A 12,753-nucleotide genomic window follows, 5' to 3' on the forward strand; every position below is an offset into this window, starting at 1 on the left:
AACGAACCGAGCCGGTTGCCGTGAAGCGTCCTAACATGGAGATATGACTTCATCTGTTGGATTTGTTGGTTACCGTGGCATGGTTGGTTCCGTGCTGATGCAGCGCATGCTCGACGAGGGCGATTTTGCGCAACTGAACCCGGTCTTTTTCTCGACGTCGAATGCCGGCGGCGCAGCCCCTAGCTTTGCGCAGGGTGCCGAGCCGTTGCAGGACGCCTACGATATTAAGACTTTGGCCAAGCTGCCGATTATCGTCACCGCACAGGGCGGAGATTACACCTCTAAGGTGCACAGCGAGCTGCGTAAGTCCGGTTGGGATGGCCTGTGGATCGATGCAGCCTCAACCTTGCGTATGAACGAAGACTCGGTCATCGTATTGGATCCGGTGAACCGAAATGTCATCGACCAGTCGTTGGTCGCAGGCGTTAAAGACTTTGTCGGCGGCAACTGCACCGTCTCATGCATGCTTATGGGTTTGGGTGGGCTGTTCAAGAACAACCTGGTTGAGTGGAGCACTTCCATGACCTACCAGGCAGCTTCCGGTGGCGGCGCACGCCATATGCGCGAGCTGCTGACCCAGTTTGGGGACATCAATTCGGCGGTCTCCGCCGAACTAGCTGATCCAGCCTCCGCCATCTTGGACATTGACCGCAAGGTGCTCGAAGCTCAGCGCGGTGGACTGGACGCCAGCCAGTTTGGGGTACCGCTAGGTGGCTCGCTGATCCCATGGATCGATGCGGACCTAGGCAACGGCCAGTCCCGCGAAGAGTGGAAGGCCGGAGCCGAGACGAACAAAATCTTGCAGACCTCCGAGGATCATCACATCATTGTTGATGGCCTGTGCGTGCGTATCGGCGCGATGCGTTCACACTCGCAAGCGTTGACCATCAAGCTGAAGGATGACCTCACGGTCTCGGAGATCGAATCGCTGCTCGACGAGGACAATGAGTGGGCCAAGGTGGTGCCAAATGAAAAGGAAGCCACCATGGATAGGCTGACCCCGGTCGCTGCCTCGGGCACCTTGGATATCCCGGTGGGCCGTATTCGCAAGCTGGAAATGGGACCTAAGTACATCTCCGCGTTCACCGTCGGTGACCAGCTGCTCTGGGGCGCCGCAGAGCCGTTGCGCCGCATGCTGGCCATCGCTCAGGGTCGCCTGTAAAGACAAACATTTAGCCCCTTCGAATTCGATTCGAAGGGGCTTTTTGTGCGCTAAAGCGTTAAATCAATGAGCAACGGTTCGTTGACCAGTTCAATGCCAAAGCGTTGTTGTACCCCGGCACGCACGGCGCGGGCGACAGTCAGTAGGTCTTCAGCGGTAGCACTTCCCCGGTTGGTGACCGCCAGGGTGTGCTTGGTCGACAAGCTAGCGCGGCCATGAGCCAAACTGAACCCCTCGGTGCCTTCGAGCCCGAAGCCCTTGGAGAATCCCGCCTGATCGATCAGCCAAGCTGCGGAAAGCTTCACCAGGCCGTCAGTGTCCACCGGATAATTTGGGGCACCTTCTGGCAATCGTTCAAGCACCGATACGTCAACAATTGGGTTGGTGAAGAAGGACCCGGTGGAGTGCGAATCCACGTCCTTCGGTTCGTAAACCATGCCTTTGGAGCGGCGTAGTTCAAGCACCTGCTGGCGCACCAGCTGTGCCGGGGCCGATTCACCGGGGGCAACGCCCAAACGGCGAGCTAGTTCCGCATAACGTATCGGCGCCGAATCATCCGTACGAGTATGCTCAAAGGCAACTTCGAGCACCACAAAGCGTGGTGAACCGGCAACGCTGGTGCGCTTAATCAGCGAATCCCGGTAAGAAAATTCGAGCTCTTCACGATGCAGCGTCAGCCCGGTACCTAGGTGGCGGTCATAAACCCGCGCCCACGCCAGGTGCTGGGACACGTCAGCTCCGTAGGCACCCACGTTCTGCACCGGGGTGGCCCCGGCACAACCGGGGATGCCGGACAGCGCCTCCAAGCCGCTCAGTCCCTCTACGAGGCTGTACTCCACGCAAGCGTCCCAATTCTCACCGGCAGCGACGCGCAACAACACCGTATTGGTGTCCAAAGTTTCAAGCTGCAACCCTCGGGTGGCGATCTGAATGGCGGTTCCCCGGAAGCCACGATCGTTGATCACCAGGTTTGAACCTCCACCGATGAGCAGTACCGGTGTCCCGGCAGCGTCGGCTGTAGCCAGCGCAGAGACCAGCTCTTCTTCGGTACCTGCCACCACCAACTGGTCGGCGGGCCCGCCGACCTGTGAGGTCGTCAAATTCTTCAGCATGCTCCTACTTTCGCATATTTTCGCGGTGCTATTTTTCGCTTCGGTGATCGGCTACATTCGAAGAAAGGAAGAAGGCCAGGACCACCAGAATCGAGATGGAACCTAAGGCCGGCAACAGGCCAATTGCCCCAGCTAAAAGGCCCAGCAGCGGCGGTCCGCCTAAGAACGCGCCATAACCAATGGTGGAGACCACCGAGACGCGGGTCGCTGCCCGCAGTGGGTCCTGTGAGGCGGCGCTCATGGCCAGTGGGAAAGTCAGGGCAACTCCCATTCCCCAAATGGCTAAGCCAATAAATGCTAAGGGCAGGTTTCCAGCAAAGGCAAAAAGCAAGACACCTATCAGGGCTGCAATGGCACTGGATCGAATCATGATCACGCGTCCCAGACGCAAGATCAGATCACCGGATAGTAGCCTCGTGAGAGTCATGGTGCTGACAAATACGCCATACCCAATCGCGCCGGTGGCCTCGCTCGTTTGGTAACCGTCGGCCAATGCCAAGGCTACCCAATCCCCTGCTGCTCCCTCGGCCAATGCCATGCCTAGGACCAGCACGCCAAGCAAGATGGTTTGTGGTTCTTTCCACGCTTGGGCCAGAGACGGGCCCGAATGGTTGCGTGGGGTACGGCTGAAATCTTCACCGAAGCTCCGGGCACTGACCAGCACCGTCACCACGATAATCACGCCCATCACCGCATAGTGCACATAGAGCGGCAGATTAGCCGCCGCTGCCAGCGCGCCAACGCCGGCCCCCAGCACGGTGCCAATGGAGAAAAATCCATGAAGCGCCGGCATAATGCTTCGGCCCAGCGCCCGTTCCATGGCTGCGCCCTGAACATTCGAGGCCACATTCCACGAAGCGGTACCCAATCCTTGAGTGAACAGGAAAATCCCGGTCAGCAAGGTGGATTCAAACACCGAGGCGCTGATACCGATCAGCAGCAACGAACAACCTGCCAGGGTCGAAGCGATGCGCATGACGCTGGTGGCTCCTAGCCGCAGCACTGCCTGTCCGGACAACGCCACGGACAAAAACGAACCGGCGCTCAGACACAACAGTAGTAAGCCCACATTTGCGTGGTCTAGTTGCAAGGCATCGCGCAATGCCGGGAGCCTGGAGACCAGGGCAGAGATCAAGAGGCCGCTGGCCAGGTAGGCGGCAAGTAGCCCGTTGCGCCAGGCGAATACCGTGCCCTCGCCGCCTAGTTGCTTGTTCAGAGCTGGACTACCGCCTGGCACTTCATCAGTACCTTCGTGCCGTTAGCGGTGACCGTCAGGTCCACGCGTGCCGTTTGTGCTTCATCGTCCAGTGCACCGATCTTACCCTCAACCTCAATGGCGGTACCTTCGGCATCGCTCGGGTTGCTCCCTGCGGGATCTTCCACCACTACCGGCTTGGTGAAGCGGGTCTGGTAATCCACAATGGCGCCCGGGTTTCCTACCCACGCGCCGACAAGATCAACAACAGCACCCATGGTAAACATGCCGTGGGCGATTACCGAGGGTAGCTCAACTTCGGTTGCAAAGCGTTCGCTGTAGTGGATCGGGTTGAAGTCTCCCGAGGCACCTGCGTACCGCACCAGGTCACCACGGTTCACCGTGACGGTCTTTGAACCGATTACTTGACCTTTTTCTAGACTAGAGAATTTGATCATGGTTTAGTCCCCTGCCCGTACCAGTAGCGATGATGTGGTGGTGGCGACCTTCTCGCCGGACACCGTGGTGATTTCGGCGCGCGTGGTGATCATTGCACCGGCACCCATTTCGCGGATCTGGTCCACATAGAGTTCTGCCAGCAGTTCGTCTCCGGCCACGATAGGGCGGTGGTGGGTGAAACGCTGATCTGCGTGCACCACACGTGAGAAGTCAATTCCGGAGGCAGGATCTGCGATCAGCTGAGCATCTGCTCGCTGCGCGATAATGATGACAAAAGTTGGTGGGGCCACCAAATCTGCGTAACCCAATGCTTGGGCGGCCTGCACGTCAAAGTGCGCCGGGGAGCTAGCTTTTGTGGCCGTGGCGAATTCACGAATTTTTTCGCGACCTACCTGGTAGGACGCGCCAGCGGGGTAAATATGCCCCACGAGGTCAGGGTTGATACCCATTAGTTCTCCTGAACGTTGCGAGTTACTCGGTTACTTTTGCTTCTTGGCGCGCGGAACGGCAAGCCCATTGGCGATACGCCACTTGCGGGTGTCCCTGGCACGGATAACCAAGCCGATGATGTGGCACAGCATGCCAACGATCATGATGCCTATGGCCGTGTATACCAGCGACAGCGAGGGGATGTTCGAGCCAATAATTGCCAATATGATGCCAAAGCCCATGACCCCCATGGCAGTGAACACAAACTTTTTGTAGCGCGGTGAGGCCGCTTCCCATGGAGTGTTGGTCATGGCATCCAGTTTAGTTCAGAGTGCGCGGTACAAAGCCCAGATGAAGCGATAACACGGGTGAAACTCAGAACAGTGGTGATTGTTCTTCGAAGAACTCACCGCGTTGCGCTTCGACATTCACTTCACGGGTTTTCAACTCCGCCGCGTCTAGCAAGCGCAAAGTAGTGTTTTCCCCGCTGTCGACCAGGATGCTCTGCCCTAGTACTCCGCGCACGCGCAGATTCATTTCATGGCCGGCAATGGGCTCCGTCCACGGATGTACTGTTTTTGAATCCCAGGCTCGCACCACTTCCAGAGCGTAGGCAGGCTGCACCCACTTTTGGTCTAGCAGTTCCACTCCGTAGGCGGCTAGTTCACCTTGGGACTCCAAGAATTTCTTGGCACGTGTCGCCTCTAACGCATTGGCTGCGTCCAAACTTACTTCGTCTAGCTCCCAGGAGGTCAGCCCCTTGACCTTGGATTTCTGCCGGACTTGTTGTTTAAGACCCACGTGCTCAGTCACTAGATCTTCCAACACTCGAATCGCACCACCGTCACTGGCACGCGCCACATATCGGGCGCTCACCGCTCCTTGCTGTGCCAGACGGGTCCATTTACTCTGTGTGGAGGTCGTACCAACCTTGGTGGCTCCATGGGCAAAACTTGCGACATAGAGGAAATGTGGTTGCTCTAAATATTTGCGCAGGCCCTGTGGTGCTTCACCGGTCTTGTGAAACTGGTGCATGAATTTGCTCTGGTCCAAGCGCCGACACCCGTCGCATTGAGTTCCGGTATTTAGTCCTTTGAGCTTGGGGCAGCTATGCAATGTTCGTGAGCCATCATCACGCATGGTGACATAACCTAAACAAAATTTAGTCTGCCCAACGCGCAACCTGATTGAGCGGTTTTCACTCAGTGGTTCGTTAACCCATTCTTCACCGCGACGCAGTCTGAGCACTGGGACTGGCTCATGCGGCGAGAAGCTAATGCCATGGCAAAGCTGCCGGTTTTCACGTTCGAGAATCATCTGCGCCTTTCAACAAGTTCTGCATTCAACGTTAGAGCATTGAACATCTCGGATCTGCACGCGCAATGTGCATCGGATTCATGCGCAATTCTTAGTCGACAGGATTAGGGTTGAAAGAAAAGACGAACAAATAGTGTGTTTCGAGTCTGCTAACTGAGCTAGAGGTGGTCGAGATTTCTTCCAATTCAGATGAACCCCACGCGGTGATTCCAATGCCTGCCACGGAGTTTTCAAATTCCAACGGCGCCATGGTCTACGATTTCGCTCATTCGCTACGGCAGTCGCTTCCGAAGTTCATGATGGAGTACCGTTTCGCCGCTGACGAAGTGCTGACTAAGGTTTCGATTCTGCGCGAGGAGTTTTTGTACCTGCACAAGTACAACCCCATCGAACATGTTTCGTCACGCGTGAAATCTCCGGAGAGTATTCTGCGCAAAGTCGTCAAACGTGGCATCAATCCGGATCTGGCATCCATTCGAGCCAACATCACCGATATTGCAGGTATCCGTATCACTTGCAGTTTCATCAAAGACACTTACAAGGTACTGCACACGCTCACCGCACAAAATGATCTGAAAGTGTTGCAGATCAAGGACTACATCAAGCATCCAAAACCCAATGGGTATAAGAGCTTGCATCTAATTCTGGAGATCCCGGTCTTCCTATCCGAAGGTCCAGTCCCGGTCATCGTTGAAGTCCAAATACGCACCATCGCCCAGGATTTTTGGGCAAGTCTTGAACATAAGATTTTTTACAAGTACGAGGGTGATGTTCCTGAACATCTGGTCGAAGAGCTCACCGATGCGGCAAACGCCGCGGAAAAGTTGGACTTGCAAATGCAACGGCTCCATACCGCGGTTCATGGCCACGATGTTAATGCAGAGTCTCCCACGGTGGGGGAACCGTTCGACGAGACCTTGATGGAACAGGTCAGAGCTCTGGCGATGAAGTCATCATCCAAAGAAGAGTAAGAAATATTTAAACGAAGAAAGCCTCGAAAACTCTAGGAGTTTTCGAGGCTTTTGTCGGTAGCGGCGCCGGGACTCGATCCCGGGACCTCACGATTATGAGTCGTGCGAAAGTCACTACCAAGCTTAGAGCTTCCGCATGATTCCGGGGTTTTTCCATAGTGTCGGTAGGCATGGATAGCCTAGGTAAGCCAAGGAATGGCTACACCTACCGGCTACACCAAAGGGGAAACCGAACCGACATGGCAAGAGGTAAGGGCGAAAGCTCTATATACAAGGACAAAACCAAAGAGATCTGGCGCGCAGCCATCGAACTCCCGCCAAGCATTGACGGTAAGCGGAGGCGCAAGGTCGTTTCGAGCAAATCAAAAGCCAAGGTTTTGCAGAAGCTCCGAAAAGAGCAGAAGACATTAGAAGAAAACGGCGATCTAATCACTAAGAGTATGACGCTCTCCGATTGGATGACCTGCTGGATGGACAACATAGCGCCACGCAAGGTTAGGCCTAAGACCCTGGCAGGTTACAGGTCCGTAGTAGATGGGTATGTCATCCCTATTCTTGGCAAGAAGCCGCTAGACAAGTTGACTCCTGCGCATGTGCGCGAGCTTCATAAAAAGATGGAGGGAACACCAAAGGATGCCGAACTGCGCACCGTGAAGAAAACGGAGTGGCCGGCGAACACGGTAATGCTTTCGAGCACCTACGTTCTACTGGCGCACAACACTCTTTCGGCGGCACTCAAAGCCGCCTACCGTGAGGGGCGCATAACGTCTAACCCTTGCGAGAAGGTGGACAAGCCTAAGAAGCGAGTCACTAACGAACTGGCACTCACGACGGATGAAGCTATTCGGATGCTTCGCCACTGCGTCATTGCCACCGAGGGGAACCTGTGGTCAACATACCTGCTCACTGGTGCGCGCCGCGGTGAGATTATTGGCTTGGAAATTGACCGAGTTACAGATGTGCTCGACTTGTCTTGGCAGTTGCAGCGAATCCAGAATATTGATTCCGCTCCAACGGACTTTGAATATCGCCATCTGCATAGCACCTTGTATCTGACGCGTCCAAAGAATAGTGCTGGATGGCGTATCATCCCGCTCGTGGAACCGTTGAGATCGATTATCAGGCTTGAGATTGGCGATCGCAAGGAAGGGCTAGTGTTCACCAATAAGGGTGTGCCATGGGACCCTGACCGCGTGACAAAGAACTGGAAGAAGGAATTAGCCGCGGCAAAACTGAATCCTGAGATTGATTTGCATGGAACGCGCCACACTGTAGTGGATCTGCTTTTTGCGGCTGGTGTCCCCGAAGCGATCATTATGGAGATTGTTGGGCACTCAACGCGCATGGTTACGCGAGGTTATCGCTCGCGTGGTAACCGTGAGATTTTGAAGGATGCTATGGAGCGAATGAGCGCCATGATAGCTTCCGGCACAGATCCGCGTTCTATCGAGCCTCCTGCCGCATAGATTGAATGCGCATAGATCTCACGCTCCAAGCCAGCCTTACGCCTACAACTTCGCTACGTATTTTTTTAGCGCAGCAACCGTGGCGATTTGGTATTTGATGACGTTCCCGTTTTTTGTCATGGGCACTTTGATTGGGCCGGTCTTTTTGAGCAGTGGCTGATATTTCTTTGCTAGTGACGCGTACATGTAGCCGATTTTTCGACCAGTGGTGTCATGCAGGACTACGGCGTTGCGGTCGTGCTTATTCTTTGGCTCAGGAGAGGCTACTAGGTATCCAGGCTTGAGGTTTCGTATCTGCCGGTCGGTCAGATAGTACTCTTCGCCGACCACGGCGGAACTCATTGTGTCGCTCTCCGGTATTGGCAGTTCGGATGGCTTGTTCTTTGCTACGTCTTTGGCGATTGCGTCTGCGAGTGTTTTGAAGAATGACATGACCTGATTCTAGGAAAAAAATAATGCCCCGGAAACTCTCCATGAGTTCCGAGGCGTGATTTAAGTTTGACAGCCCCCGCCAAATTGATCTTTGACGAAGGCTGACTGCGAGTTTACCGCCGGGCATCGGACCCCCATCCGTCACCCTATGAACTTTCGTCCCGTTATCTTTTTGATAGTCCCTAAAAAGAGGATCATAGGGACTGTCGGCCGACCAATCTCGGCATGGTGTCTTGCCCCTGTCTAACCAATGATCCGGGGGGTGTTGCCACCGAGATTGGGATGGCAGCGTGGTGATTGCTGATTAGGGGCGCGGCGCCAGAAAATGGACGCCTGTCATAACGTGGATGTAAGACTTCGCTACCGACGGTTGGTCGACCTTGAACAGAAACTAGTTCAAAGGAGCACTAGCCATGATCACCACGGACATCGATATTTTCCTCGGACTCGACGTAGGGAAAACCGACCACTGGGCCTGCGCCGTCACTAAGGACGGCACCAAAATATGGAACAAGACCCTGCCTAACGACGAAGCCAAACTCGTCTCGGTCTACCAGAATCTCAGTGCCAAAGGCACCGTCCTGGTCGTCGTGGACCAGCCAGCCACCATCGGAGCCCTCGCTGTTGCGGTCGCCCAGAACCTCGGTATTCCGGTGGCCTACCTGCCCGGACTTTCGATGCGGCGGATCGCAGATATGTATCCCGGCACGGCGAAAACCGACGAAAAAGACGCGTTCATCATCGCGGACGCGGCCCGCACCATGCCGCACACGCTGCGCAGCATCCAGGTCTCTGATGAGGATGAAGCCACCTTGGGCATGCTCACCGGATTTGATCTGGATCTAGCCAGGCAGATCACCCAAACCAGCAACAGGATCCGCGGACTGTTCACCCAAATCCACCCACCACTAGAACGAATCCTCGGCCCATGGCTGGAACACGACGCGGTACTTGAAGTCCTCGCAGCCTGGCCCACCCCAGCCGCGCTGAGGCATGCCGGCAAAGCCCGGATCGATGCGAAGCTGAAGAAATACGGAGCTCGCCGGCACACCGCGTGGGCTTCAACCGTCATCGACGCCTTGGATGAACAGAGCGTCATCGTGGTCGGCACCGACGCCGCAGGCTTGGTCATCCCTCACCTAGCACGACAAATGATTTCCTTGCACGCACAGCGAGCTGATGTTGCTGCACATCTTGAAACCATGGTGGAGGCCCACCCTCTTTACCCGGTCCTGACATCCATGCCAGGGGTCGCTGTCAGGACCGCCGCGATCATCATCGCCGAGATCTCCGGCAAGACCTTCACCAGCGCCGCAGCGTTGTCTTCCTACGCTGGTTTGGCACCGACCACGCGCCAGTCAGGGACTTCGATCAAGTCCGAGCGAGTCAGCCATTCAGGCAATAAACGATTGAAACGTGCGCTCTTCCTTTCGGCGTTCGCGTCCATCCGTTTCGATCCAGCCAGCCGCGAATATTACGACCGGAAACGAGCTCAAGGTAAACGCCATAACCAAGCACTCATCGCGTTGGCGCACCGTCGACTGACGGTCCTGTTTGCGATGATCCGGGATGGCTCACTTTATGATGTTCCGGAGCTGAAAATAGCTTGACACAGAACATAGGGGCACCCCCCAAGAAAACGATTGTTCCGCGTAAAACCTATGCTCATGATATTGGGCGAAACCTATTGGTGTAAATAGTTTTTTCCGGGAATTTATGAATATGAATCATATATACGCAAACTGAAGTAATCCCCGAAATGGGTTGTATTGGAGTTCCCTGAGTAACTAGAGTCAAGAGTGGCGATAAGCCGCGCTTTACAACCTCTAGTCAGGCGATAAATCTATTTCCCCAAGAGTTGATTCATACTAGTGGAACCCGTCAGTAACCCCAAGTGCTGGCGGGTTGCCTATTTAACGCAGAAAACCGCCCCACTCTCGCAATGAGGATGGGGCGAAATTCTACGGGTTTCGGTACAACATGTCGTGGTTACAGTTGTTACGCAGAATTATCGTCTTTCTATCTGCCGAGTATTCGAATGTTACCCGGTTTCCATCCCGATCGACATAGCACTCCCATATTCCGGAAGTGCCCTTCATCTTATGAGAATTAAGTCGAGGATTCCGAGGATTCTCAACGAGAAGCGTTATGCATTCCGCGATACGCTCCTGCATTTGTTTAGGCTTTTTTTTCGCAGTCTTCTTAAAGCTGTCCGGGATCTTAAATAGGTAACTCATGCTCAATCGTCGAACAACCAAGCTATTGCATCTTCAGCTGAAGAGAACTCATGCGTACGCCCATGTTTTATATCCTCGGACGCTGCACGCTCACCTGCTTGCCACTTATCAGTCCAATAATAGGCCTGGCCAGGAGACGCAATTATAAAACGCTCAACGTCTAGGCCGTTCATGCTAGTTTGATTCCCTGCACGAGCAGAAGACAAGCTAACCTGCGTTGGGGCCACCAATTGAGTCGCCGGAAAGTAAATAGAAGACGAGATGACGAAAGATGCCACAGCGACCTTTCCGCTAGTGGATAGAACCTCCACTTCGCTTCACCCGCCTTACGTTCTATTAGTCTGCTTATTATCGTCGTATCGAGAAATTACAGCATTCAACATCTGCTGCATTTCCCTCAGCCGTTCAACACTGAATGAAAATGATCCACCAGCATTCACCCTAAGAGCTTCGCCATTTGGCGGCCCCATGGGTGGCATTACGTGCCCTAATCGGAGGTAGAACAGGTCGTCTGAACCAAACTGCGTGTCCGGACCAGAAGTGATCATCATCTGATTAACGAGAAAAGGCTGCTCATATGGATTATCTTCCCACTCTATACTGAGCTGATACTGATTCGGGTCTGCTTCCATACGCTCTATGTTTGCATAAAATGCTGACTTTTCCATATACATGTTTCCAATGACACCATTACGGCCTGTGCTGAAAGTGAAAGAACCCCCCATTCTTGCTTGAGGATAGGCGATTATTTTTGCGGTTCAATCCAATCAAAAATATGGGTGCAAAGCTTGCAGAATGGAATCTTAGCGTGTAGAATTAATATCAGAAAGGAGGGACAGAGTGGATCAAATTGGAGCACTCCTAGCAGGACTAGGAATCTTCCTCGGAGGACTTGCAAGACTGATAACAGCCACCAAGTCTAAGAAGAAGAAAAAGTAAAGGTGAACCCCGGCTAGGCGAATTAGCCGGGGGTCACCCTCCAATCCACTTTGACACATTATGAACAAAACAGGAATCGCACTCGTTGCGATAGCAATAATCGTTTTCTTCCTGCCAGTAGCCGCCCTAGTGAAGCTTCTACTGGGAGTTGGCGCGCTTCTCATTGGCGTTTCAATGATCATTCGGGCGGTGAAGACAAAGAAATGACCATCCGCTACCTAACAATTGCGGGCATCGCGGGCCGGATCGGCATCTCTCCTACGACGGCCAAGAAGTATGCAGACGAGGGGAGGTTGCCGGACCCGGACGCGGTGACCGGAGATGGGCCAAAGAGTGTGCGAGGCTGGCTCCCTGAGACTATCGAAGCTTGGAACGCCGCCCGCCCTGGCCATGGTGGACGGCCTCCGAAAGCGACCGCCTAGCAAACTGTCTGATTGCCCCGCTACACTTTTATAAACACTTCTTGGAGGAAACTTTGTCTCGTGCAACCAAACGCGTCATTGGCAACGTCTCAGTTCTGACCGTGCTCGTCGCGTTGGTCGCTGTGCTCGTATTCTCTGCGATGAGTCCAACGTTTTTGAAGAACGACGCGAAACTAACCGCCGAAGCAAACGCCGGGACACCCATCGTTCAAGCGATGAGCACGCCGAAGCCTACGCCCACTAAGGCCGTAGACCCAGCTCAAGCATGGGCTGATGACCAAATGATTTCTCTTTTGAACGGCAATTCAAAATCATCGTTTGACGATTTCAACCCAGAAATTGCGCACCACTATATTGAATCTTGGAGCCAGCCGAAACCGGGCGTGCTCGCAATTACAGTCAAAGATAAGAACTGGTCTAAGTGTGACCTTGATTCTCTCGGAATGAACGTTTTGGATACTGCTGGTTGGGATAACCCTGGTCTGGTTCAAGTTGTAGTTTCCAGTGAGAGCGGAAGTCTCGTTAGGGAAAGCCTCACGAATGAGGAAAATAAGAATCGAAAGTCCGCTATCCCTGATAGCTGCGCATAGCCTAACTTAAACGCGTAAAGCG

The 12,753-nt window shown here is 54.1% G+C and carries 14 protein-coding genes; 6 read left to right on the forward strand and 8 right to left on the reverse strand.

Features of this window, described 5'->3' with window-relative positions; translation table 11 throughout:
- Positions 1-43 precede the first annotated feature (43 nt).
- Entirely contained in the window at positions 44-1,162 is a 1,119-nt protein-coding gene (gene asd / locus CIK74_RS14615; protein ID WP_096256936.1) for an aspartate-semialdehyde dehydrogenase, read from the forward strand.
- A 50-nt stretch (positions 1,163-1,212) separates the two neighbouring features.
- Here the strand turns inward: asd and CIK74_RS14620 are convergent, their stop codons facing one another.
- From CIK74_RS14620 to CIK74_RS14645, 6 genes are all read right to left on the reverse strand, one after another.
- Complete coding sequence (locus tag CIK74_RS14620) at positions 1,213-2,292, reverse strand: UDP-N-acetylmuramate dehydrogenase (RefSeq protein ID WP_256382734.1); 1,080 nt, start codon at positions 2,290-2,292, stop codon at positions 1,213-1,215.
- Positions 2,293-2,302: 10 nt separating this feature from the next.
- The gene (locus tag CIK74_RS14625) at positions 2,303-3,511 is read right to left on the reverse strand and encodes an MFS transporter (protein WP_229677067.1); all 1,209 of its coding nucleotides are present in this window, start codon (positions 3,509-3,511) and stop codon (positions 2,303-2,305) included.
- Positions 3,487-3,927, reverse strand: coding sequence for a MaoC family dehydratase (locus CIK74_RS14630; protein WP_096256938.1), 441 nt, complete (start codon positions 3,925-3,927; stop codon positions 3,487-3,489). Before CIK74_RS14630 ends, CIK74_RS14625 begins: the two co-directional genes overlap by 25 nt.
- 3 nt (positions 3,928-3,930) lie before the next feature.
- Complete coding sequence (locus CIK74_RS14635) at positions 3,931-4,377, reverse strand: MaoC family dehydratase N-terminal domain-containing protein (RefSeq protein ID WP_096256939.1); 447 nt, start codon at positions 4,375-4,377, stop codon at positions 3,931-3,933.
- Positions 4,378-4,407: 30 nt separating this feature from the next.
- Entirely contained in the window at positions 4,408-4,668 is a 261-nt protein-coding gene (locus tag CIK74_RS14640) for a hypothetical protein (RefSeq protein WP_096256940.1), read from the reverse strand.
- Positions 4,669-4,732: 64 nt separating this feature from the next.
- The gene (locus tag CIK74_RS14645) at positions 4,733-5,674 is read right to left on the reverse strand and encodes a DUF2797 domain-containing protein (protein WP_240520556.1); all 942 of its coding nucleotides are present in this window, start codon (positions 5,672-5,674) and stop codon (positions 4,733-4,735) included.
- Between the two features lie 248 nt (positions 5,675-5,922).
- On the opposite strand from CIK74_RS14645, the gene CIK74_RS14650 reads away from it, so the two are divergent.
- Both CIK74_RS14650 and CIK74_RS14655 read left to right on the forward strand, forming a co-directional pair.
- Positions 5,923-6,645 (forward strand): GTP pyrophosphokinase family protein, encoded by a 723-nt coding sequence (locus tag CIK74_RS14650; protein ID WP_205738295.1) that lies wholly within the window; start codon positions 5,923-5,925, stop codon positions 6,643-6,645.
- Positions 6,646-6,884: 239 nt separating this feature from the next.
- Positions 6,885-8,111 carry a site-specific integrase gene (locus tag CIK74_RS14655; RefSeq protein WP_170947898.1) on the forward strand — a complete coding sequence of 409 codons (1,227 nt, stop codon included), beginning with the start codon at positions 6,885-6,887 and terminating at the stop codon, positions 8,109-8,111.
- A 42-nt stretch (positions 8,112-8,153) separates the two neighbouring features.
- On the opposite strand, the gene CIK74_RS14660 is transcribed toward CIK74_RS14655, so the two are convergent.
- Complete coding sequence (locus CIK74_RS14660) at positions 8,154-8,543, reverse strand: HIRAN domain-containing protein (RefSeq protein WP_096256942.1); 390 nt, start codon at positions 8,541-8,543, stop codon at positions 8,154-8,156.
- Positions 8,544-8,956: 413 nt separating this feature from the next.
- Between CIK74_RS14660 and CIK74_RS14665 the strand changes: the two genes are divergently transcribed.
- Complete coding sequence (locus tag CIK74_RS14665; RefSeq protein ID WP_013350504.1) at positions 8,957-10,153, forward strand: IS110-like element ISAar17 family transposase; 1,197 nt, start codon at positions 8,957-8,959, stop codon at positions 10,151-10,153.
- A 953-nt stretch (positions 10,154-11,106) separates the two neighbouring features.
- Here CIK74_RS14665 and CIK74_RS14675 read toward each other — a convergent pair.
- Positions 11,107-11,448 (reverse strand): hypothetical protein, encoded by a 342-nt coding sequence (locus CIK74_RS14675; protein WP_141392971.1) that lies wholly within the window; start codon positions 11,446-11,448, stop codon positions 11,107-11,109.
- 474 nt (positions 11,449-11,922) lie between these two features.
- Here CIK74_RS14675 and CIK74_RS14680 point away from each other — a divergent pair, with 474 nt between their 5' ends.
- Entirely contained in the window at positions 11,923-12,141 is a 219-nt protein-coding gene (locus CIK74_RS14680; protein ID WP_096256945.1) for a transcriptional regulator, read from the forward strand.
- Between the two features lie 53 nt (positions 12,142-12,194).
- Positions 12,195-12,731 (forward strand): hypothetical protein, encoded by a 537-nt coding sequence (locus CIK74_RS14685; protein WP_096256946.1) that lies wholly within the window; start codon positions 12,195-12,197, stop codon positions 12,729-12,731.
- Positions 12,732-12,753 lie beyond the last annotated feature (22 nt).

The sequence above is a fragment of the Glutamicibacter sp. BW77 genome (assembly GCF_002332285.1).
GTDB lineage: Bacteria > Actinomycetota > Actinomycetes > Actinomycetales > Micrococcaceae > Glutamicibacter > Glutamicibacter bergerei.

What these genes read in the sequence shown, in the direction of transcription:
- asd (WP_096256936.1), top strand. Translation starts at nt 44, where the DNA reads ATGACTTCATCTGTTGGATTTGTTGGTTACCGTGGCATGGTTGGTTCC.
- CIK74_RS14630 (WP_096256938.1), bottom strand. Translation starts at nt 3,927, where the DNA reads ATGATCAAATTCTCTAGTCTAGAAAAAGGTCAAGTAATCGGTTCAAAG.
- CIK74_RS14635 (WP_096256939.1), bottom strand. Translation starts at nt 4,377, where the DNA reads ATGGGTATCAACCCTGACCTCGTGGGGCATATTTACCCCGCTGGCGCG.
- CIK74_RS14640 (WP_096256940.1), bottom strand. Translation starts at nt 4,668, where the DNA reads ATGACCAACACTCCATGGGAAGCGGCCTCACCGCGCTACAAAAAGTTT.
- CIK74_RS14645 (WP_240520556.1), bottom strand. Translation starts at nt 5,674, where the DNA reads ATGATTCTCGAACGTGAAAACCGGCAGCTTTGCCATGGCATTAGCTTC.
- CIK74_RS14650 (WP_205738295.1), top strand. Translation starts at nt 5,923, where the DNA reads ATGGTCTACGATTTCGCTCATTCGCTACGGCAGTCGCTTCCGAAGTTC.
- CIK74_RS14655 (WP_170947898.1), top strand. Translation starts at nt 6,885, where the DNA reads ATGGCAAGAGGTAAGGGCGAAAGCTCTATATACAAGGACAAAACCAAA.
- CIK74_RS14660 (WP_096256942.1), bottom strand. Translation starts at nt 8,543, where the DNA reads ATGTCATTCTTCAAAACACTCGCAGACGCAATCGCCAAAGACGTAGCA.
- CIK74_RS14665 (WP_013350504.1), top strand. Translation starts at nt 8,957, where the DNA reads ATGATCACCACGGACATCGATATTTTCCTCGGACTCGACGTAGGGAAA.
- CIK74_RS14675 (WP_141392971.1), bottom strand. Translation starts at nt 11,448, where the DNA reads ATGGAAAAGTCAGCATTTTATGCAAACATAGAGCGTATGGAAGCAGAC.
- CIK74_RS14680 (WP_096256945.1), top strand. Translation starts at nt 11,923, where the DNA reads ATGACCATCCGCTACCTAACAATTGCGGGCATCGCGGGCCGGATCGGC.